At 34.9% G+C, this 22628-nt stretch carries 25 protein-coding genes; 20 read left to right on the top strand and 5 right to left on the bottom strand.

The genetic code is table 11. The features are described from left to right. The first annotated feature begins 11 nt into the window (after nt 1-11). On the top strand, nt 12-1310 hold the full coding sequence (locus tag MHH98_RS06355) for a DEAD/DEAH box helicase (RefSeq protein ID WP_038186954.1): 1299 nt from the start codon (nt 12-14) through the stop codon (nt 1308-1310). An 18-nt stretch (nt 1311-1328) separates the two neighbouring features. Beyond that, a complete protein-coding gene (locus MHH98_RS06360; protein WP_038186952.1) occupies nt 1329-2219 on the top strand; it encodes a deoxyribonuclease IV in 891 nt (296 codons plus the stop codon). A 76-nt stretch (nt 2220-2295) separates the two neighbouring features. Here MHH98_RS06360 and MHH98_RS06365 read toward each other — a convergent pair whose 3' ends face one another. Beyond that, nucleotides 2296-2535 (bottom strand): hypothetical protein, encoded by a 240-nt coding sequence (locus MHH98_RS06365; RefSeq protein ID WP_038186948.1) that lies wholly within the window; start codon nt 2533-2535, stop codon nt 2296-2298. A gap of 103 nt (nt 2536-2638) precedes the next feature. Here MHH98_RS06365 and MHH98_RS06370 point away from each other — a divergent pair, with 103 nt between their 5' ends. From MHH98_RS06370 to MHH98_RS06380, 3 genes are read left to right on the top strand one after another with little or no spacing between them, the layout of a single operon-like run. Beyond that, nucleotides 2639-3412, top strand: coding sequence for a metal ABC transporter ATP-binding protein (locus MHH98_RS06370; RefSeq protein ID WP_076035182.1), 774 nt, complete (start codon nt 2639-2641; stop codon nt 3410-3412). Continuing rightward, nucleotides 3409-4251 carry a metal ABC transporter permease gene (locus MHH98_RS06375; RefSeq protein WP_038186941.1) on the top strand — a complete coding sequence of 281 codons (843 nt, stop codon included), beginning with the start codon at nt 3409-3411 and terminating at the stop codon, nt 4249-4251. The genes MHH98_RS06370 and MHH98_RS06375 overlap by 4 nt, the downstream gene beginning before the upstream one ends. Before the next feature lie 21 nt (nt 4252-4272). Further along, nucleotides 4273-4713 (top strand): Fur family transcriptional regulator, encoded by a 441-nt coding sequence (locus MHH98_RS06380; protein ID WP_076035183.1) that lies wholly within the window; start codon nt 4273-4275, stop codon nt 4711-4713. Between the two features lie 51 nt (nt 4714-4764). Here MHH98_RS06380 and MHH98_RS06385 read toward each other — a convergent pair whose 3' ends face one another. After that, entirely contained in the window at nt 4765-5025 is a 261-nt protein-coding gene (locus MHH98_RS06385; RefSeq protein ID WP_076035184.1) for an excalibur calcium-binding domain-containing protein, read from the bottom strand. 158 nt (nt 5026-5183) lie between these two features. Here MHH98_RS06385 and MHH98_RS06390 point away from each other — a divergent pair, with 158 nt between their 5' ends. From MHH98_RS06390 to MHH98_RS06400, 3 genes are all read left to right on the top strand, one after another. Beyond that, nucleotides 5184-5555: a hypothetical protein gene (locus MHH98_RS06390; RefSeq protein WP_038186932.1), complete on the top strand. Its 372-nt coding sequence runs from the start codon at nt 5184-5186 to the stop codon at nt 5553-5555. A gap of 106 nt (nt 5556-5661) precedes the next feature. Further along, the gene (locus MHH98_RS06395) at nt 5662-5973 is read left to right on the top strand and encodes a hypothetical protein (protein ID WP_038186929.1); all 312 of its coding nucleotides are present in this window, start codon (nt 5662-5664) and stop codon (nt 5971-5973) included. Nucleotides 5974-6177: 204 nt separating this feature from the next. Continuing rightward, nucleotides 6178-7080, top strand: a complete 903-nt coding sequence (locus tag MHH98_RS06400) for a TetR/AcrR family transcriptional regulator (RefSeq protein ID WP_038186926.1) — start codon at nt 6178-6180, stop codon at nt 7078-7080. A gap of 35 nt (nt 7081-7115) precedes the next feature. Here MHH98_RS06400 and MHH98_RS22050 read toward each other — a convergent pair whose 3' ends face one another. Further along, complete coding sequence (locus MHH98_RS22050) at nt 7116-7322, bottom strand: DUF5316 family protein (RefSeq protein WP_168170700.1); 207 nt, start codon at nt 7320-7322, stop codon at nt 7116-7118. Nucleotides 7323-7467: 145 nt separating this feature from the next. Between MHH98_RS22050 and MHH98_RS06405 the strand changes: the two genes are divergently transcribed. Beyond that, nucleotides 7468-8238 carry a sulfite exporter TauE/SafE family protein gene (locus MHH98_RS06405; protein WP_038186921.1) on the top strand — a complete coding sequence of 257 codons (771 nt, stop codon included), beginning with the start codon at nt 7468-7470 and terminating at the stop codon, nt 8236-8238. A 43-nt stretch (nt 8239-8281) separates the two neighbouring features. Here MHH98_RS06405 and MHH98_RS06410 read toward each other — a convergent pair whose 3' ends face one another. Further along, nucleotides 8282-9064: a TrmB family transcriptional regulator gene (locus MHH98_RS06410; RefSeq protein ID WP_143690996.1), complete on the bottom strand. Its 783-nt coding sequence runs from the start codon at nt 9062-9064 to the stop codon at nt 8282-8284. 459 nt (nt 9065-9523) lie between these two features. Here MHH98_RS06410 and MHH98_RS06415 point away from each other — a divergent pair, with 459 nt between their 5' ends. The 11 genes from MHH98_RS06415 (at nt 9524) to MHH98_RS06465 (ending at nt 21137) form a co-directional block, all read left to right on the top strand. Next, complete coding sequence (locus tag MHH98_RS06415; RefSeq protein ID WP_143691223.1) at nt 9524-10759, top strand: transglutaminase domain-containing protein; 1236 nt, start codon at nt 9524-9526, stop codon at nt 10757-10759. A 385-nt stretch (nt 10760-11144) separates the two neighbouring features. After that, nucleotides 11145-11759, top strand: coding sequence for a TerD family protein (locus MHH98_RS06420; RefSeq protein ID WP_038186918.1), 615 nt, complete (start codon nt 11145-11147; stop codon nt 11757-11759). A gap of 32 nt (nt 11760-11791) precedes the next feature. Further along, nucleotides 11792-12376 carry a TerD family protein gene (locus tag MHH98_RS06425; protein WP_038186915.1) on the top strand — a complete coding sequence of 195 codons (585 nt, stop codon included), beginning with the start codon at nt 11792-11794 and terminating at the stop codon, nt 12374-12376. A gap of 35 nt (nt 12377-12411) precedes the next feature. After that, nucleotides 12412-12987: a TerD family protein gene (locus MHH98_RS06430; protein WP_038186902.1), complete on the top strand. Its 576-nt coding sequence runs from the start codon at nt 12412-12414 to the stop codon at nt 12985-12987. Between the two features lie 50 nt (nt 12988-13037). Then, nucleotides 13038-13790, top strand: coding sequence for a TerC family protein (locus tag MHH98_RS06435; RefSeq protein ID WP_038186886.1), 753 nt, complete (start codon nt 13038-13040; stop codon nt 13788-13790). 102 nt (nt 13791-13892) lie between these two features. Beyond that, a complete protein-coding gene (locus MHH98_RS06440) occupies nt 13893-15059 on the top strand; it encodes an HpcH/HpaI aldolase/citrate lyase family protein (protein ID WP_076064889.1) in 1167 nt (388 codons plus the stop codon). Between the two features lies 1 nt (nt 15060). After that, a complete protein-coding gene (locus tag MHH98_RS06445) occupies nt 15061-16428 on the top strand; it encodes a phosphoribosyltransferase family protein (RefSeq protein ID WP_246832402.1) in 1368 nt (455 codons plus the stop codon). Next, nucleotides 16425-17534: a cysteine protease StiP family protein gene (locus MHH98_RS06450; RefSeq protein ID WP_076035187.1), complete on the top strand. Its 1110-nt coding sequence runs from the start codon at nt 16425-16427 to the stop codon at nt 17532-17534. The genes MHH98_RS06445 and MHH98_RS06450 overlap by 4 nt, the downstream gene beginning before the upstream one ends. Nucleotides 17535-17544: 10 nt before the next feature. Further along, nucleotides 17545-18357: an HAD family hydrolase gene (locus MHH98_RS06455; protein WP_076064887.1), complete on the top strand. Its 813-nt coding sequence runs from the start codon at nt 17545-17547 to the stop codon at nt 18355-18357. A 55-nt stretch (nt 18358-18412) separates the two neighbouring features. Then, nucleotides 18413-20035 (top strand): YceG family protein, encoded by a 1623-nt coding sequence (locus tag MHH98_RS06460; protein WP_340710814.1) that lies wholly within the window; start codon nt 18413-18415, stop codon nt 20033-20035. A 22-nt stretch (nt 20036-20057) separates the two neighbouring features. Next, the gene (locus MHH98_RS06465) at nt 20058-21137 is read left to right on the top strand and encodes a toxic anion resistance protein (RefSeq protein ID WP_038186874.1); all 1080 of its coding nucleotides are present in this window, start codon (nt 20058-20060) and stop codon (nt 21135-21137) included. Nucleotides 21138-21342: 205 nt separating this feature from the next. Here the strand turns inward: MHH98_RS06465 and MHH98_RS06470 are convergent, their stop codons facing one another. Next, nucleotides 21343-22539 carry an FtsW/RodA/SpoVE family cell cycle protein gene (locus tag MHH98_RS06470; protein ID WP_340712298.1) on the bottom strand — a complete coding sequence of 399 codons (1197 nt, stop codon included), beginning with the start codon at nt 22537-22539 and terminating at the stop codon, nt 21343-21345. Nucleotides 22540-22628: the final 89 nt, after the last annotated feature.

A 22628-nucleotide genomic window follows, 5' to 3' on the forward strand; every position in this document is an offset into this window, starting at 1 on the left:
GAGGGACAATTATGTCCAAATATACAGATTACAATTTTCAACCTTTTTTGCAAGATGCAATTAAGAAATTAGGTTTCACAGAACCAACGCCTATCCAAAAGGAAATAATTCCTTTGGTGTTAAAAGGAAAGAGTGCTATCGGTCAAGCGCATACAGGTACGGGGAAAACACATAGTTTCCTTATTCCAATCGTAGAGCGAATCCGTGCAGATAAAGAGGAAGTGCAAGCGGTAATTGCTGCACCAACTCGTGAACTTGCAACACAAATTTATGCAGAGTTGCAAAAACTAATCGAAGAAACATCGATCCAAGCCAAATTGTTCATCGGGGGTACAGACAAACAACGCTCAATCGATAAACTAAAAACACAACCGCAAATTGTTGTCGGTACACCAGGACGAATCCGTGATTTAGTTGATGAAAAAGCTTTGTTATTATATACGGCGCCAATGCTTGTGGTAGATGAAGCAGACCTTGCATTCGACATGGGCTTCATCGAGGATATCGATAAATTTGCTTCTCAAATGCCCGAAACACTTGAAATGTTCGTATTCTCAGCAACAGTTCCTGAGAAATTACAACCATTCTTGAAAAAATATATGTCTTCACCAGTCCATATTAAAATGGATGATAAACGACCAGTAGCGGATAATTTAGATTTCTATTTAGTATCAACTCGTAGTAAATCAAAAAACAGTCGTTTACTTGAAGTGATGAAAACAATCAACCCTTATTTAGCTATTATATTCACTAACACGCGTTCACAAGCGAATTATGTTGCTGATTTCTTAGCAAATAATGGCGTCAAAGCAGGACGTATTCACGGTGACCTATCTCCACGTGATCGTAAAAAAGTGATGAAACAAGTACGTGACTTGGAATTCCAATACATCGTTGCAACAGACCTTGCTGCACGTGGAATCGATATTCCGGGAGTCAGCCATGTTATTAACTACGAATTACCTTCGGATTTAGAATTCTTCATTCACCGTGTAGGACGTACAGCTCGTGCTGGGAACAAAGGGACATCTATCACAATATTCGAACCTTCAGAAGAAGATGCAATCGTACGCGTTGAGAAAATGGGTATTCCATTCCAACCAAAAGACATTAAAAACGGTGAACTAATCGACATGAAAGAACGTAATGCACGTCAAAACCGTGAGAAAAAAGAAAACGAAATTGACAAAAAAGCGAAATCTCTTGTCCGTAAACCTAAGAAGGTTAAACCTGGCTATAAACGTAATATGAAATGGGAAATGGATAAAGTTAAAAAACGTGAACGTCGTTTAAAAAACCGTCAGAAATAGTTAGGAGGACCTCAGACCATGCTTATTGGCTCACACGTATCTATGAGCGGCAAAAAAATGCTGCTAGCTTCAAGTGAAGAAGCAGCATCCTACGGGGCATCCACTTTCATGATCTATACAGGTGCTCCTCAAAACACACGCAGAAAACCAATTGAAGAGTTGAATATTGACGCAGGATTATTGCATATGAAGGAGCATGGTCTATCTAATATTGTTGTCCATGCACCGTATATTATTAATATTGCCAATACAACAAAACCTGAAGTATTTGCACTTGGTGTCGACTTCTTACAAAAAGAGATTGAAAGAACAGCAGCAATCGGTGCAAAACAAATTGTTTTACACCCAGGTGCTCATGTTGGTGCAGGAACTGAAGTTGGTATAGCGAGAATCATTGAAGGTCTTAATGAAGTACTTTCACAAGATTATCCAGTACAAATCGCTCTTGAAACGATGGCTGGTAAAGGTTCTGAATGTGGTCGTACTTTTGAAGAGCTTGCTCAGATTTTCGATGGTGTAAAAAACAACGAACGTCTATCTGTATGCTTTGACACTTGTCATACACATGATGCAGGCTATGATATCATCAATGATTTTGATGGAGTTCTAGAAAACTTTGATAAAACGATTGGTATCGATCGTATCAAGGTGCTTCATATCAATGATAGTAAAAATGTTTGTGGTGCAGCGAAGGACCGTCACGAAAATATTGGCTTTGGTCATATTGGCTTTGATGCACTAAATCGTATTGTCCATCATGAAGCATTCCAGAATGTACCTAAAATTTTAGAAACACCATTTGTTGGTACAGATGCAAAAAATAAAAAAGCACCATACAAATATGAAATAGAAATGTTCCGTAACCAAACTTTTATGCCTGAGAAAATCGATGCATTAAGAGGGGAATAATTTCGAATGCTTAAGACTTCTCGCCTAAAAAGGTGAGAAGCCTTTTTTTTGCAGTTATCTTGAAGTTGTTAAAAATTTAGCGACCAAACTGTTTTAATAAATCTGCTGTTTTCTGTTTGCCAATGGCTTTTTCAATATCCCTCATTACTTGATCAGGTATCCCCATTAGCACCCATTGAATGGAAAAGGACGATAATAGTGGGCGCAACTTTTGAATTTCTTTTTTCGATAATGGAATCTTGTAATTTTTTGCATAGAGGGCGAGCTCCTCATCCGATTTGCCTTGGAATTCCTGTATTATTGACATATAATCCATACTTCCACCCCTTCAAGTATTCATTCTTTACAAAGTTCTATCTTTCACTTATACTAATTCTTTGTAAATCGTAATGATTCTGAATTAGAAAGAAGCGAAGAATATGGCGCAAGTGCCTTTAATTGAACTTAAAAATGTTTCATTCCAATATGACTATACTCAAGTGTTATCAAATATTTCTTTAAAAGTAGAGCAAGGCGATTTTCTCGCATTACTCGGACCAAATGGCTCGGGGAAATCAACAATGTTAAAACTGATCTTAGGATTGATGAGACCAACTTCCGGTCAAATTGAATTATTTGGACAGCCGGCAAACACATTTAAAAAACGTGAGTTGATTGGTTATGTTTCTCAAAAATCAAACTCGTTTAACTCGGGTTTCCCAGCTACAGTCAAGGAAGTTGTTGCAAGTGGCTTAACAAAGAAGATTGGTCTTTTCAAGCGCCACTTAGCTGATCAAAATGATAAAGTGATGCAAGCATTACAAGATGTCGGGATGGATGGCTTTGCGAATCGAAATATCGGTGAGTTGTCAGGCGGGCAACAGCAGCGTGTCTTTATAGCGAGAGCGCTTGTCGCAGAGCCGAAGTTATTAATCTTAGATGAGCCGACAGTCGGGATTGACCACGAAAATGTGCAGTCATTTTATGATATGCTCGCAAATTTAAATGAGCACCATAAAATGACAATGATTTTAGTAACACATGATGTCGATACGGTTTCAAATCGCATAAGTCATGTTGCTTGTTTAAATCAAACAATCCATTTTCATGGCTTCAAGAACGATTATGATTCTTTATCAGACGATCAGTTGAATGCTTGGTATGGTCACGCAGTCCGTAAAATTCATCATACCAAAGAGGAGAAGACACAATGATTTCATCTATATTACATTATGAATTTTTACAAAATGCATTCTTATCTGGCATTATTATAGGAATCATTGCTCCGTTACTTGGCGTTTTCATCGTCGTTAGAAGATTATCGTTAATTGCGGATGCACTAAGCCATGTAACCCTTGCAGGGATAGCTGGTAGCCTTTATCTAAGCCAAACATTCACAGGGCTAGCATTACTTAATCCCCTTTATTTAGGGATTGTGGCATCTGTCAGTGGTTCTGTACTTATTGAACGATTGCGTCGCCTGTATAAGCATTACGAGGAGTTAGCAATACCAATTATTATGTCAGGTGGTATAGGGATTAGTGCAATTTTTATCTCACTTGCAAAAGGATTTAGTACCGATTTATTTAGTTATTTATTTGGCTCAGTATCAGCTGTAAGCAGACAGGATTTATTTATTGTCGTAGTAATAGCTTTACTAGTGATAGCGTTTATTTATTTATTTTATAAAGAATTGTTTGTTTTATCTTTTGATGACGAATATGCAAAAGCGAGTGGTTTGCCTGCAAAATGGATTCACTTATTATTTATGATTGTGACAGCTCTAGTTATTGCTGCTAGTATGCGAATTGTTGGGATTTTACTAGTTTCATCATTAATGACGTTACCAGTGGCTGCAAGTATTCGTATTGCGAAAGGCTTTAAACAAGCGATATTATATGCGATTGTTTTTGGTGAAACGGCTGTTATAGCAGGTCTTGTATCTGCCTTTTACTTAGACTTAGCACCTGGTGGAACAATCGTTATGATCTCTATTTTGATTTTATTAATCGTTATTGTGGGTAAGAAGATTGCAATGAGCGTGCGTGCTTAATTTACAAGGAGGAGTTTGGGTATGAATATTTCTAGAGCATGGGAAATTTTAAAAGAGAATGGCTATAAAAAAACGGACAAACGAGAGCAAATTTTAGATATGTTCGCGGCTACTGAAAAATATTTAACCGCACGTGACCTACTGCTTGTTATGAAAAAAGATTATCCTGGTATGAGTTACGACACAATCTATCGTAATCTTGCTACATTTGTACAGCTAGGAATTCTTGAAGAAACTGAACTTTCCAGCGAACGCCATTTCCGCATGCAATGTGAAACGGAACATCATCATCACCATTTCATTTGTATGGCGTGTGGCAACATTAAAGAAATTCATCTCTGCCCAATGGACCTCCTGCAAGAGCAACTACCATCATACGAAATTGATGATCACAAATTTGAAATCTACGGCAAATGTCCAGATTGCAAAAAATGTGAGCAATTACAAAGTATAAGTAAATAAAAACAAGCATCTTTCACAAAGGGAAGATGCTTGTTTTGTTATGAAGAGGAATTATCTTTCACATGCAATGCCATCTTTATCGCGGTCTTTGGATTTATTGGCTGCGTAAAGTTTAGCAGATACTTTAGGTTTATATTTAGTTTTACCGCCTTTATTTTTCACTTTACTATTTTTGGCGATGCCACCCTTGTATGTTTTGTTAAGTTCAGTACAGTTTTTAAATGTTTTAGCAGCGGCGTCTGTTTCTAACGGGGGAACAGATAACCCGAGTAGTAATGTTGATGCGAATGTTGCAAGAATGATTTTTTTCATTGCAGTACCTCCATAGTGTAAATGTTGTAAATATAACAGTACTTACCTTATCATATATTTTCTTAGAATAACTAAAAAATTATTAAGACTTAAAAATAGTGAGACGGGTAGAAGTGTATTATAGTGGTATATATGACTGAATGAACGGGTGATTGAAGATGAAAAAAAGTAGGGTTTTAGTATTAGTTACGTCTGTTTTAGGTTTAGCTATTTTCAGCTTTGCTATATATACACTCATTGCTAAAATAACAGATACATCAGCTATTCAAATTGACGAAGTGGAAGTATTTGATGGACAAACTTTGCATATAAAAGGAGACTTTACAGGTAGCAATCAAAAGTATGCTGGTTATACTTTTGATATTATTGAAGATAAATTTTATTTAAGAATGAAAACTGTACTGTTAGGTGGTAAAGCGGGTGGTTTTGATTTTGAAATAAAAGATTCAAATTTAGCGAATGTAAAAGCCGTTTATTTGCAAGGAGAAAGCAAGCAGGATCAAGTATTACTTTGGACTCCAAAAGAGTAAAGTGGATAGTTGAAAATTTTTTTATAGGTACATACTAGTTAATGAGGCAAATGAAAATTAGAAAGTAAAAGGTTTATAAATTTAAGGATGAGGGTGCAGAGGTTCAATGAGTTGTAATTGTGGGTCAGATATTCCAAATATATTAATTGTTGAAGCGGATTATGCTGATCCTATTTGGTGTGGAGAATGCCGTTTTAATCTTGATCTTGATGATTTTAATTTACCAAAAGATTTACTAAATAAATTGTCTAACTGGTCTGAAGATTACGGTGATTGGATTGATTGGGAGACTGATAAGCGATTTAGTAACGCCAATACATTAATTTCACAACATAATATAGTAGGTTTAAAACTAACAGAAAAGATACGAGTCGAACTTGGCGAAAATTATACAATTACATTTTCACCTACAAAATAATGTGTGCACTTTACTTCAATCTGTTGAGATTTGTAAAGAAACGTATAATTTCATTACTTTTTTCTTTTGAACTTTAAATAATAATCCCAAATACTAGTTATCTACCACTATAATTCGGATAGAAAGTAGGGAAATACCCACTAGATTCATTGTGGTAAGATGTAATTGAGAGTATAAACAGTTAGTATTTAAAGGGGTATTTAGATGAACAAACGAAAAAAGCAAGTCATTGAAAAAACTCATGAATTATTTATAGAAAAGGGTTATCATTCTACATCGATACAAGATATTCTAAATCACTGTGGTATTTCTAAAGGGTCATTTTATAATTACTTTCCTTCTAAGGCAGATCTTTTTAAATCTGTGTTTAAATTAATGTTAGATGAGCTGAAAGAAGAAAGAGATAAATTAATGATAGGAAAAGATATCTCAGATGTGAATGTATTTATAGAACAAGTGAGTTTAATGATTAGGGAAAATCGAAAAAATAAATTACAACAGCTTTTAGATGATGTGATTGTTTCTAGTGATCAAGATTTAATTAAATTCATCAAGAATTTTAAATTTATGTTTTTACAGTGGGTACATGGTCGTTTTCTAAATATACTTCCAAATGATAAACAACCATATTCATTTGATTGTGCCGTTATTTTCATAGGTATTTTACAAAGTTTTCTTCAAACGACCAAAGTTCTACATGAAAGCATTACAGATCAGCAGATTGCCAAGTACTGTACAGATCGTATAATAAATATTATAGAAGATGTTAGTAAAGAAGGGGTTAGGATTTTCACCTCTGAACATGTAAATAAACTTTTCCCACAGCCGAATAACGACGATTTCTTTGATAATGAATTGTCGTTTACAACGCTTACTTTAAGAAGAGAAATTGAAAATGTGTTTGATCATGATGTACACAGAAGGGATACTTATATAAAGCTTCTTTATTTTATCCAACAAGAATTATTGAATAAGGAAGAACCAAGAGCATTTCTAATTGAAAGCGCATTTTCTACATTAAATAATTGTACTGAATTGAATTCGTCTTCGCATTTTAAGAATTACTATACACTATTAACAAAAATGGATTACAAAACAATTGAATAAAAAATAAGGTAGTAAAAGCATCTGCTCTTACTACCTTATTTAATGTCAAAATACCAAAGTATCCAAACGATTATGAAACAAATTACGCCAACAGCTAAACTATATGTACTTATTTTCATCCTTAGAGCACGATCTTCGGGTGTAATGTTTTGAACGGTTCGTCGGTCTCTTTCGCCCGTTTGCCATGCACCTATAACTAGGCCAGCAATGAGAACCGCTATAACACTAATAGTCCTCTCCATAACTTAGTATATGAAACTTATAGAAGAGTTGTTTAAATATTTTAGAATTATTATCTTTTCTCTATTTACAATACAATAAAGTGTAGTTACTATTAAAGTAGTAACGTTATTTATCTTGTAGTTGAAAGTTAGGGAGATGGTTTGCATGATGGATTTGGACTTGTATACACTTTTATTGTTAGTTGCATTTGGTTTTTTAGCAGCATTTATTGATTCGGTTGTTGGTGGGGGCGGTTTGATTTCTATTCCTGCTTTAATGTTTACTGGCTTATCACCGTCTACAGCGATTGCGACGAATAAGCTAGCAGGGTCTATGGGGTCCCTTACTAGTACTATTTCATTTTTTCGTTCTGGAAACATCGATTTTAAAATAGTCGGTAAATACTTCCCACTTGTGTTCTTTGGTTCGATGTTAGGTGCATGGTTTGTACACTTTATATCGCCAGAAGTACTGAAGCCACTTGTGCTAATACTTTTAATTGCAGTAGCGACATATACCATCTTCAAAAAAAACTGGGGTCAAAAGTCGACTTATGTGAAATTAGATAAGAAGAAGGCGCTAATATTTATAGCTGTAATGACAATAATCGGTTTTTACGATGGCTTTTTAGGACCCGGGACTGGTTCGTTTTTTATCTTTGCATTTTTAATGATTGGTTTTGATTTTTTACAAGCTGCGGGAAGTGCGAAGTTTTTGAATTTTGCTAGTAATATTGCTGCACTTATAATGTTCTTATTTCTCGGAGCTGTTAATTTTTCTTATGGTATTCCAATGGGGCTTGCAATGATTGTTGGAGCAATTGTTGGTTCGAAATTTGCTATTAAAAAGGGTGCGAGTTATGTACGTGTATTATTCATTTTTGTTACAGTTATTCTAATCCTTAAAAACGTACTAGATTACTTACATATCTTATAAAAAAATGACCTTCGCAAAATAAAAAGCGAAGGTCATTTTCTGTTTACATTGAAAAAAAATCATCTCTCTCAGTTGCAATCCATTTTTCTACTGTATCGTTTTGTTTTTTGACTAATCGATTGACTAGAATATCATGCCATATATAGTTTTCTAACAAATAAATATGGACTGGATCGTCGGTATAAAAAGCAGTCTCTCTTTCTAAAATGGAGGGGCCGTAAATCAACTCTTTACTATCAATGGACAAGATAAACCATTTTTGATGACCGATATTTTCAGTATATGAAGTTGTGCGGTGATGATCTAAACCTTGTAATGGCTGTTCAATTTCAAAGACGATACCTTTTAGTCTACAGTACTCTGAAGTTACTTTTAAATCAGCTAGTAGTTCGTCATACATATCTCCCCAAAATGAAATCACCACTTTTTTCTCCGCTTTTTTCAATAAAGTACGACAGAAGGAAAGAATATGTTCGGCACCTTTTAATGTTGCTACACGATTATCCGGTGTCAGTTCTGTTTTTTCAAGTTCTTTTAACGACTTGCTAATGGACTCAAAATTAGAGCGCCAATTCGACTGCATCGATTCTAAAAAAACATCAACAGGGAGCGGAGAATATTGCGCAGCTTCATTTATTTCTTCTTTCAAGACAAGCCCTTGTTTTTCAAGTCCGTTTAAAATTTCATATATGCGTGCACGTGGTATGCCTGAGTCCTTACTTACTTGATAAGCACTGGCAGAGCCAAGTCGCACTAATGCCAAATATGCTTTGGCTTCATATTGATTAAAGCCAAGCGATTGCATTTTTTGTATAATGTCTTGCACAAGACCACCTCAGTACATTTGTCATTCTGTTACTATCATATCAAATAGTCCGTAGACTTGCTTGCACTAACATGAATAGGTGGTTTTACAATGGAGGGGATGTACAGTTGAACTATCGTCCACAACTAGATAGCTCTCTTTCTATAGATAACATCGAAGAAAAATAATAAGTCGTCTAAATGCTAATTACCTTGCCATTCAAGAAAAAAGTAAATCTGTCATTGTAATTAGTAAATATAAAACAAAATGAATGCAGGTTGGTTTAGCATAAATTAAAAATCACGAATAAAGAATTAAAATAGCCTGTTTTGATTCTTTTTCCGGAATACTTCGACATGGATAAAATATAATAGGGAATGGGGACTTTCTGTAATGTCCTTCTTTTTATTTATCCGATATAAGAATTGAAGATAATGTACATTGACTGTAGACTTATAAAGTAGAGGATGTGATGATGACTTGAGAAAGGTAAATTGGTACCTATCGATTTTCAGTTTAATATTGATATTGGCCTTAACAAGTAGTAGTGATAGGGTCTTGGAAGTATCAGCTGCGAAAGATGCTGTCACTGTTTCCTCTGTTAAAGGTCTTAAAACGGCCGTATCTAGAGCTATGCATAATTATGAAGGGAAGTTAATCATCTCTTATAAGGGCAATATTACGCCAAAAATGGAACAAATAAATAGAGTCGTGGAGCAACTCTTAGCAGATGATGATTATCTCGCAGGTAGTTTTAAAGAGAGTAATATTCATTATCAATATAATTCAAGTTCAGCTATTATAAATTATACGTTTTCTTATCATACGTCGAAGAGTCAAGAGCAATATGTAGATGCACAAGTAAAACGTTTCATAAATGAAGAGATATCTGAAAAGATGAGTGATTTTGACAAAGTAAAAGCGATTAATAATTATATCGTATTAAATACAAAGTACGGGTCGGATACAAAATCAAGCGCCCACTCAGCCTATGCAGTTTTTAAAGAAGGTATAGCAGTTTGCCAAGGCTATACATTAGCGGCTTATAAATTATATCAAGCAGCAGGGATTGATGTGAGATATGTTGTAGGATATGTTGATCAAGTTGCGCATTCATGGAATCTAGTGAAAGTAGATGGCAAGTGGTATCATGTCGATTCTACTTTTAATGACCCAACACCAGATCGTGCAGGTAAAGTAAGTAGCAAATATTTCTTGTTATCTGATTCAGCACTAGCAGAAGATCATAGATGGGTGACAAAAGATTATCAAAAGGCTTCTGATACAACATATAACTTTATAAGAGATACCGAAGATTTTGTGAAGTCTGGAGACGAGGTTTTCTATACAAAAGCAGATGGTAGTAGGGGTATTCATAAAAGAGATACAAAGTTAGGAACTGAAAAGAAAGTAACAAATACAAACGCAAAGTACTTAGTAAAAGCTGGAGATTGGTTGTATTTTAGTAACAAAGATAAAAATGGTTATTTAAATAGAATTCATATGGATGGTTCAAACCAGATGAAGATAAATGAGCAAGAGTCGAGTGATTTAAAAGTACTTGATCGAATACTCTATTTTAATGGTGATGGGAAAGAGCAAACACTTAATTTAGAGGGAATTGTAAAAGGAGAGCAAAAAAAGGATTACGACAATCTATTTTCTTATATTGAACATTTTTTCTTTCAACTATTTCCTGGGAAATTCCGCGAATAATACGAAATAGTAAGAGAAATAATAAAAAAAGGGAGATTTCTTAATCGACAGCAGGTTAAGAAATCTCCTTATTTATTTGTCTATGATTTGAAAAAAAAAATGAAACCATTTAAAGTTATAATCGTATATAGTATTAAGCGTATAAGCTAATTGCTATAAGGCGTAATTCTTTACATAACAAGGTGAATTTGTGGCAGAAGCAATAGCCCAATAATAAATCTATTACTGGGGATACAATTTAATTTGATTCAAAGAAAATATTACTAATATTCTTAATATTTGTTATATAATAACAAATAATAAGGGGTTTATATTCTATGATGATTTTCTTTTCAAATTAAGGCTGAAATATGTGAGGATTTTTAAAAATAAGGAGTGAATGACTATGGGCATTAATTTACAAAAAGGTCAAAGAGTCGATTTAACAAAGGGTAAAGCGGATTTAAATCGCGTAATGGTTGGTTTAGGTTGGGACCCAGTTAGCCAAGGGAAAAGCGGCGGTCTATTAGGTGGACTATTTGGTGGTGGCGGGGGTAACGGTAGTAATGTTGACTGTGACGCCTCAGTATTAATGCTAAAAGATGGTCATTTAAAAGATGGTCAAGATGTCGTTTATTTCGGCAAGTTAAAAAGTAAATGTGGATCTGTTCAACACTCTGGAGATAATTTAACAGGTGATGGAGACGGTGATGATGAAGTTATTACAATCGATTTGAAATCTGTGCCAGCAGATTACGATAAACTTGTATTTGTTGTTAATATTTACGATTGTGTAAAACGTAAGCAACATTTCGGTATGATACAAAATGCATATATTCGTGTATTTGAACCTAATACTGGGAATGAATTGATTCGTTATAATTTATCTGATAACTATGCTGATTTAACAACGTTAGTAACTGGTGAAATTTATCGCCATAATGGTGAGTGGAAATTTGGTGCTATTGGTGATGGTACAACTGATGCTAAATTAGGCGAAGTTTGTACTAGATTTCAGTAATATAAAACATTAAAACTTAGGAGGAATTTCAAATGGCTTCAATTTCATTACAAAAAGGACAAAAAGTAGATTTAACAAAAACAAACCCTGGTTTAACTAATCTAATCGTTGGATTAGGATGGGATACAAACAAGTATGATGGTGGTGGAGACTTTGACTTAGACTCTTCAGTGTTTTTATTAGGTGCTAATGGCAAAGTGACTGCTCCAGAAGATTTTGTCTTCTATAATAATACAAAAGGTGCTGGCGGTGCTGTTGAGCATTCTGGCGATAACTTAACAGGTGCTGGAGATGGCGATGATGAAACGTCGAAAGTAGCATTAAATCAAATTCCAGCATCTATCGAAAGAGTTGCGTTTACAGTTACAATTCACGATGCTGAAGCGCGTCGTCAAAATTTTGGTATGGTATCAAATGCATTTATTCGTGTAGTGAATGCTGATACAAAAGAAGAAATCGTACGTTATGATTTAGGCGAAGATTTCAGTATAGAAACAGCGGTTGTTGTTGGTGAAATTTATCGTCACGGCGCAGAGTGGAAATTCAATGCGATTGGTGCAGGATACCAAGGCGGATTATCAGCACTTTGCAATGATTACGGTTTAGATGTGAACTAATCTTCTTTTAATTAAACTTAGAAAGGGTGTCTAGTGTGGTTATTCAACTAAGTAAAGGACAACGAATTGATTTAACAAAAAATGATCCTAGTTTAAAAAACATTGGAATCGGATTAGGCTGGGATGTAAAACAGTTTGATGGCGGACAAGATTTTGACCTAGATGCATCTGTGTTTTTATTAGATGCATCTGGCAAATGCCGTAACGAACAAGATTTTATCTTTTATAATAACCTAGTTAGTGCAGATCAATCCGTTACACATACAGGAGATAATCGTACAGGTGCAGGTGATGGTGACGATGAGAAAATACTAGTAGACTTAAGCAAAATCTCACCTCAAATCGATAAAATCGTAGTAACTGTTACAATTCATGAAGCAGACACTCGTCGCCAAAACTTTGGACAAGTATTAAATGCTTATGTTCGTTTATTAAATGAAGATTCGCAAAGTGAAGTACTGCGATATGATTTAGGTGAAGACTTCAGTATTGAAACAGCAGTAGTATTCTGTGAATTATACCGTCATAATAATGATTGGAAGTTTGCAGCAGTAGGTTCAGGATACCAAGGTGGCTTAGGAGCTTTAGTAAACGCATATGGACTACAATAAGTTCTGCTAATCGACATACAATTTAATATGTTTTTAACGGAGGAAGTCACTTGGAAATAATCAACGAAATATTGGGTACATACGCTCAATTCTTCAACTGGGAAATGTGGGGGGAAGTATTAAAAAGCCCTGAAGCATGGGGTTTAATCGGCTCTCTAGTTGTGATGGAGGGTTTATTGTCCGCAGATAATGCACTTGTATTAGCTGTACTAGTAAAGCATTTGCCTCCAGAACAAAGAAAAAAAGCACTTCTTTATGGAATGTTTGGTGCTTATATTTTCCGATTTTTATTTATAGGAATTGGTGTTTACCTTGTTAAATTCTCACTTGTTAAAGTTCTAGGTGCCTTGTATTTAGGGTGGATCGTCTATTCTCACTTCAAAAATAAAGGTGGAGAAGATGACGAGGCAAAAGAGTTTAAAAAGGAAAGCTGGACTGTACGTGTGTTTGGGTTATTCTGGGCAACAGTCATTTCAGTAGAGTTAATGGATATTGCATTCTCTATCGACTCAATTTTAGCTGCTTTTGCGATTTCTGACCAAGTATGGGTCCTATTACTAGGCGGTATTCTTGGAATTATAATGATGAGAACGATTGCTGGTGTATTCCTTACATTAATTGAAAAAGTTCCAGAGATGGAGACGACAGCCTTTGTATTAATCGCTATTATTGCGATTAAAATGTTTGCAGGAGTATTTGGTTTCCACATGGAGAATACAACTTTCTTCCTTATCTTAATTGTTGCTTTCTTAGGCACATTCATTGTACATTTCAGAAATAAGAAAAAGCTTGAAAATATGTAACACTAAGCATGAAGGCGTTCTATTAGTCGACTAATTTTAGACTCATAGAATGCCTTTTTCTATTAATTTGTAAGGCCATTTTAAATCGTTGGAGAGAACAATATGAGACATTTTGAAAATATGTTAGATACAATTTTCTATAGAGCACCAGAACATTTTACGAAATGGGACAATCCACAAGAGTTAGCCTATTCATTAGGTGCAACTTTATATATGCCCGGGACTTTACCGAAACTAGATGAAGTAATTCAAAATCGTAAATACAATGATTTAACTTCTCTAGTAATAGATTTAGAAGATGCTGTTGGTGACCATGATGTTGAAGATGCTGAAAAATTAGTTGTGTTGGCTTTGGATAGACTTTATGAAAAGTATTTACATGATACTTCTACAATAGAGAATATCCCTCTTGTTTTTATAAGAGTAAGAGATCCTAAGCAATTGCGCCGCTTAATGCAAGCAATGGGTCATAAACAAGTGGTATTAACAGGTTATGTTTTCCCTAAGTTTACTGTCGAAGTAGGACAAGAATTTTTTGCTTTATTAGCTGAAGCAAAGCAGCAACATAATCTAAAAATTTACGGTATGCCGATATTAGAAACACCAGATATTATTTATAAGGAACAAAGAGTAGAAAAATTGCTAGCGATTAAACAGTTATTAGATCAGTATCGTGAGCTCGTTTTAAATGTACGCATTGGTGCAACAGATTTCTGTGGTATTTATGGTATTCGTCGAAGTGCAGATTCGACGATTTATGATGTTTCAATAATCCGTGATTGTATGGCTGACATCGTCAATGTGTTTAAGAGACAACCAGATCCTTATGTAATTTCTGGGCCTGTATGGGAATACTTTAGTCATGAGCGTGTCCTAAAACCATCGTTAAGGCAAACGCCTTTTATCAAAAACGATGCTGTAAGTGAGCGTCAGGCAATTTTAGATAAATATATAGATGGTTTAGTAAAAGAGGTATTGTTAGATAAACAAAATGGCATAGTAGGTAAGACGATTATCCACCCATCACATATTCGATATGTCCATGCTCTTTATGCTGTGACACATGAAGAATATTTGGATGCACTTAGTATCAAGAAGCATAATGATGGTTCTAAAGGAGTACTGAAGAGTCAATATGCTAATAAGATGAATGAGATGAAACCACATAGTTTTTGGGCAGAAGAAATTTTTATGAGAGCTAAATTCTTTGGTGTTTTAAATGAATCAGCTGATTTTGCAACATTTCTAATAAGTATGGATGGTGAATGAATTGATAAAGGATCAATATGAGCAACGATTACCTATTTTAGGTGACTATGAAATTACCGTAACATTAGATCATAATCCCTATCAATTTAAAGTAGAGGATTTATTTCAAATGGCGACACGCATTAATAAAAAGAGAGGCTTTCTTTTTGTCAGTAAAGTACTCGGAAAGCATTTGGCAGTTGAACCTCAAATGCCGTTATTAGTAGGTACATTACTAAGTATGCGATACATGAAAGAGACTTATGGTGAAATGCATGAGTTAGAAAATCTAGTAGTTCGTGCATTACGAGGTGAAGTAGATGTACAAGAAACGCTTGAGCAAGTGACAAAACTGCCGGTAAACTTACAACATCAGACACTTTTCATCGGTTTTGCTGAAACTGCTACGGCTTTAGGACATGCCGTTTTCCGTAACTTTAATTCAAATGCTACTTATATTCACACGACAAGAGAATTGATTAATGAACTTGAGCCGATTATCTGTTTTGAGGAGGAACACTCGCATGCAACAAGTCACCGAGTTTATTCCACAAACGAAGCGGTTTTTGAGCAAGCACAACGTATTGTTTTAGTGGATGATGAAATTACGACAGGTAATACAGTGATTAATATTATTAAGACATTAAATGAGCGCTTTCCACATATTAAGCATTACACGATTATGTCTATTTTAGATTGGCGTCCACAAGAAAAACAGGACATTTTTAATCAGTTAGAGCATGAGTGGGGCATTTCTATTCAGTTTATATCCATTGTGCAAGGTCACTTTACGTTACACGGAGCACCAGAACAAGTGGATAAAAAGCTAGAAAATGCAACACAAAATAAAGCTCGTATTCAAGTACTAGATACTAAATCGAATAATATCCTCCCATATACATCAACGGACGAGCGACAAAAAGTGAATAATGCGTCTTATTTACAAGGTACAGGTCGTTTTAGCTTAACTGCTGAAATGCACCATGAGCTTGATAGCCAATTACTACAAATGGCAAAACAACTCACTACATTACGTACAACAGGTCCAGCTCTTGTAGTAGGAACCGGAGAATTTATGTATATCCCAATGCGAATAGCATCATTTATGGGGGCAGATGTTTATTTCCAATCATCGACACGTAGCCCAATTTACCCTTCTTTAGATGAAGGTTATACAATTTCGCAAAAATGGGCATTTGATAGCCCAGAAAATAATGGGGTTGTAAACTTCTTATATAATTTAGATACCTATCCATACACTGAACTTTTCCTTGTAGTAGAAAGAATAGTAAATAAAGCTGCTTTATCAGAGCTAATAGAGCAACTGGAAACCGTGAATATTGACCAAATATATATCCTCGTGTTGAACTATGGGGAGGATACTGAATGAGTAACGTAAAATATATACCAGATCCAATAGGTAGCTATCAACCGGATGACTGTGTCTTTTTATTACGCGATTTAAGTAAGCAATCACTGGAAATGAGTAATGAGGAGCGTGAACGATTAATTCAATCAGGGACACACTATTCAGAAATGTTGCCTATTGAATATCAGCCTTCTAAAGAGTACTTAAAATTATTTCATCAAACGTTAGCAGCATATGCAAAGCGTATTGCTATTGCAGTAGGTGTTGTAGCAGAGCAAATAAATATGCAAAAAGGCCTTGAGAATTTAGTCCTTGTTAGTTTAGCAAGAGCGGGTACTCCTATTGGTGTATTGATTAAGCGTTATTTGCAAGAACATTATCATGAGAATATCCCGCATTATTCGATTTCAATCATACGTGGTAAAGGTTTCGATGAGACAGCCATCAGCTATATTTTAGAAAAGCATCCTGATGCTAATATTCAGTTTATCGATGGTTGGACAGGAAAAGGGGCGATCACAAAAGAGTTAGACCAATCATGTATGATTTATAACGAAAAGCATGGCACTCTAATTGAAAGTGACTTAGCGGTTCTGGCAGATCCAGGTCATTGTTCTTCATTATACGGGACAAGAGAGGACTTTTTGATTCCATCTGCTTGTTTAAACTCTACAGTTTCAGGATTGGTTAGTCGTACTATTTCAAATGACAATCTTTTGGAAAAAGAGGATTTTCATGGGGCTAAATTTTACCAAGAGTTGCAAGACGATGATGTTTCCAATTTATATGTTGATGAAATATCGGTATATTTTCAGCATATAGCTGATGAAGTACGAAGCATTCTGGTAGAGCGTCTGTTGGAAGATACAACGCCTACATGGCTTGGGATGAAAGCTGTTGAAGCTATTCAAAAAGAAATGGAAATACCTGATGTCAATCTCATAAAGCCTGGAATTGGAGAAACAACTAGAGTATTACTACGTCGTGTACCATGGAAAATTCTGATTAACCCCACATGTATTGATGATTTAGAACATGTATTATTATTAGCAAAAGACAAAAACATTCCAATTGAAGAATACCCTAATATGTCCTATTCATGTTGTGGACTCATTAAAAGGGTATAGAGGAGTTAATATGAAGATACTATTTACATCTGACTTAGACCGTACACTCATTTACTCAAATCATATGATGTCACTTTATCCTACTAACAAATCGAAAACGGCAGTAGAACGTAAAGCTGATGTAGAGACTAGTTGGATGTGTGACGAGACGATGGAGTTACTAAAAGAAGTAAGAGAAAAGACATTATTTGTTCCAGTTACTACTCGTGCAAGGCACCAATATGAACGGATTCATTTCATACAAGAATTACATCCGCTTGTTGCGGTTACAAGTAATGGGGGGACTATATTAGAGAACGGTAAACCTGATCTCGTATGGGCAAAGCAGTTAAGGAAATCCATTGAAGATTCTTCGGTTCCAGATGAACAAATGCTACAAATTATGAATGATATAAAGTATGCCAATTGGATGGAGCGATCTTTATATATTGATGATTTATTTTATGTTAATCATGTTCATCTAGAAAATGTCCAACCGGTTGCTTTGCAACAACTAAAAGAGGAATTACATGAACTTGGATGGCATGTACTGTTACAAAAGAAAAAACTCTATATGATACCTAATGTCCTAACGAAAGAAGCAGCTGTGACGTATATCAAGAATAAATATAGCTTTGACTTTCATTTTGCAGCGGGCGACTCTATATTGGACTATAATATGCTAGCAATGGCAGACAGATCTTACACACCACTTCACGGTGATATGAAGGATAAAGAGCCCAAAAAACTAACTCAAACTCACTATTCAAACGAAAATGGAACAGCATTCACGAAAGAGCTATTACATGATGTTCTAGAGCATGTAAATCGTGTTACACTATAAGAGAAAATGAAATGCTATAAGTTCAAACACACTCTTTAAGGAAGGAGGAGTTTGTATGCGTAATATGCAAATTGAGCCTATATTACATAAGGATACAACAGATTGGCAAGCGCATTTTTTGGCGCCTTGCAAAGATAGAGCACTTTATGAATTGGATGATACTAGGTTTCGTTTTAGTCGAATTGCTGTACGTGTATTGGGTGTTCCTGTAGAGGAAGATGATTATTTTAATGCTCTATTTGATATGGCGAAAAATGACTCAGTCCATGTATTAAGCGAGAAATTAGATAAATATATTGATCCAAAGGACTTTCAAGCTGTGCAATCAATCTTAAAAACACATCAGGAAACGCCTAAAGGATTGTCTATTAATCGATTAGTTGCCTTGATGTATGGGCATCAATTAATCCCACAACATCCAAATGCATTCATCAATAAGCATTTACAGTTAACCATGATTAACATCATTGAATTATTCAAAGAACAGCAAGCAGCGGGTTTACTATCAAATGAATTTAGACGGTTCTTAATCGATATGATTAAATGGCTTAAAAACCACTGGGCAAAATGGTCACAGTCATTAGATATCGGTGATGAATTTCCTAAAGTGGTTTGGTACGGGGAGTCGACTATTAGCCAGCGCTACTTTTTATTATTATTAATGGAGCTGGGTTGCGATGTTTTAGTTTTTTCTCCTACTGGGACAGATGAGTTTTCTGCGTTAGATCCTGATGAGAAGCTGTCTGTTGTCTATCGTTATGCGACGACAACAACATTGCAACCTTTTCCAGAGAAATTACGTGAACGACAAGCAACTGTTGGTTATCGCTCAAGTAAACATTTTGATAAGTTAATGCATGACCAACAATCTGGTGTATTTAAACCATGGCAGTTCAAAGAACATTTACCACGTTCTATTACATTGCGTACGACATATGATGATATTTTTATTTATGGCAATGAAAAAGCGATGGTGCGACCAGAGTTCAAAGTTGTAGGAGAGCAAATATATATTCCGGTTATTTTTGCGAAAATTGCTGGTATTTCAGTGGATCGTGAAGAATATTGGGAGAATATGCACAAGCTTATACAAGGTCCGAATAGCCAATTTGTTAAAGCATTCCCATATATGAAGAGCAGTAAAGCTAATTTTCAATTCCATTACAATCATTGTTTGGAGAATAATGAATTGTCGCCTGCGAAAATGATGGCGAGTGATTGGTGGCAATATGGTCAATTGCAGGAATCCATTCAGGTGGCAATTGCACATACTATCAAAGATTGCTGTGAAAATCCTTCGCTTCTACCTCTTGCGCATGAGAAAGAGATAGATTTACAGCTCTTTATGTTTAAAACAGCTACAATGATTCCGATTGAACTGTTACGATTACTCCAGAACTTTGATTATTCACAGGAAATTCCTCGACTCGTATTATACCTCTCTCAAATGGACGGGGAACTATCTCGAGAAGATGCAGCATTACTAGTCTTTTTAAATCGATTTGGTGTAGATATCATACTATATAATCCGACTGGTAAATTAGATATGGAAATGTATATGGAAAAAGATGTATTTGACATTCACTTACTTGAACATATGGTTTTTGACCAACCATATCAAGAGCCAAAATCTAAACCAAATTCAATAATAAAAAAATTCATCCATAAGTTTTTATAGCTTATGAGTAGGGAGAGAAAAAATGTCTGATTTAGTTGCCATTGAAAAAGATGGATTAAACGAACAAACAGCAAATGAAATGAAATTGCAATTACGTCAAGAACCTGAAGTCCAAAAAATCGTGAAGATGATAGACATTAGAAATCAAATCGATTTATTATCATTAGGTAAAGAACCGGCAATCAAACTGTCACGTTTCTCTGACCGAATTCTAGATACAATGACCGTATCTAAACTAGATCAATCGAGTGAATTGTTGAATCAGTTAGAAAAGCTAATGAATAAATTCGACAAAAATGAGTTAACAAAAGAGCCAGGCATGTTAGATAAAATTTTCAAACGTGCTAAGCAAAAAGTAGAAGCTCTTTTCAGTAAGTACAATACGCTTGGTAAAGAAATTGAAAAAATCCATGCGCAGTTTATGATTATTGAAGAGGAATTGAAAAGTAATAACCGTGATTTGGAAGGACTATATCAAGAAGATATAGAATATTACTTCGAGTTAGAGAAGTATATTGTGGCAGCTGAAATGAAGCTAGATGAAGTAAAAACGGCGTTAATTCCTGAATGTGAAGCACGTGTAAGTGGTGGAAACCAAATGGCGCGTATTGAGCTTGAAAACTTAAGAACAGTACAGGAATTATTAGAACGCAAAGTAGATGACCTTGAAAAAGCACGTATGGTAGCGGTTATCGCAGCACCTCAAATCAAAACAATGCAACGCGGAAATAATGATCTAATTGCTAAGATTAACAGTGCTTTTGTAACAACAATCCCAGTTTTCAAAATGGGTATTATAAATGCAGTCAATGCACGTCGTCAAAAGTTACATGCAGACTCTTTAAATGCATTTGAAGATCGCGCAAACCAAATGCTACAAGATGTAACAAGTGACATTATGCAACAAAGTGTAGACATCGCTCGTCGTTCTGGTAGCTCAAGTATCAAAATGGAAACGATTGAGAACATGTGGGATACTATTGTTACAGGTATTGACGAATACAAAGCAGTTAAACAAGAACAAGCAGTTCAGCGTGTAGAAGATAAAAAACGTCTAGAAGCTATTCGCGAAGATGCTAAGCGCGTTCTATCTAATGGCTAAACGTAAAAAAATAATAAAAAGCATTTCCGAAGAGACTAATATCTCAAAGGAAATGCTTTTTTATTTTCCGGGAAATATTCAGTGCAATATTCGTCAAAATTTTCAATATAGCTGTTTTATATGTTAGAAAATTATTATATATGCTAATCGACTAATTAATAGTATTAATAAGAAACTTACTAAACTAAATAGTACAAGTATCCTTTTATCTGGAGTATTTTGCATCAAATTGCACTTCCACTTCATTTGTATTTTGGAACAAATAGCCGCTATAAGATTTTTTTATAACATGAATTAGACCAATAAGCATCATATTCGATAATAATGAACTACCACCATAACTAAGGAAAGGTAGTGTTACACCTGTCACAGGTAACAAACCAATCGTCATGCCGATATTTTGAAATACTTGAAACGTGATTAAGCCGATAATACCGGAAGCTAGTAGAAAGGTATATTGCTTTTTAGCATGTAAAGCATGAAAAACCATGCGATAAATTAATAAAAAGAACAATACAATTACAATGGATCCTCCGATAAACCCCATTTCTTCAGCAATTGTAGAGAATATAAAATCTGTATGTTTTTCAGGTACGTAGACGTTATTCTCTAAGTATCCTTTTCCGCCAAATAATCCAGAGCCGATCGCTAATAATCCCTGTTTTGTTTGAAAGGCAGAGTCACTATATTCAAATGGATGAAGCCAGCCGTTAATCCGAGAAACTTGGTGAGGTGACAAGTTACCTAAGATTTGTTCTGTATAGAAGCTATTAAATTTAAAGTAAATAATCACTAGAGCACTAATAATGATAGTAGGAATCAGTGTAATGACTACTAACAGTTGTTTTTTTATACCCGAAAAATAAATCATTGGAATTAGCATAGCCATATAAAGCATAATCATGCCTGTATCGGGTTGTTTATAAACGATTAGCATGGGTGGTATGACGACAATGCAGATTTTGACCAACAGCCATAGGTCAGTTATGTATGTTTGTTTAAATGCCTTTGTGTTATGTTTTTCAATGATTTGAGCGACGACGAGTAAAAATGCAAATTTTAAAAACTCAGAAGGTTGAAAAGTACCGATAAATTTTATTTGATACCATGATTTTGCTTTATTAATAGGTGCAGCTATACTGTCAGGTGCAAAAATTAACACAATTAATAATAGTACAATCAGAGCATAAAAATACCAAGAAATTTTCCTTAATTGTTCGAAATCTAAACTAGCAATTATGTACATGATTGCAAAGCCAATACAAAAGAAAATAATTTGCTTCACTATAAACGAACCACTATATTGGCCGAAATTAGTATTACTTGAATAGATAAATAAGCAACTAATAAACGCTAGTATTAATAAATATATATTTAATTGCCAATCCATTTGATTTTTCATTTCGCCCTCCTATTTTCCTTATTATGTAGAATTTAGAACGGTTACTAAGGTAAAAAGTTCCTAAAAATTACAATTATAGGTAGTAAGTG

The organism is Viridibacillus sp. FSL H8-0110 (assembly GCF_038003565.1).
GTDB classification, from domain to species: domain Bacteria; phylum Bacillota; class Bacilli; order Bacillales_A; family Planococcaceae; genus Viridibacillus; species Viridibacillus arenosi.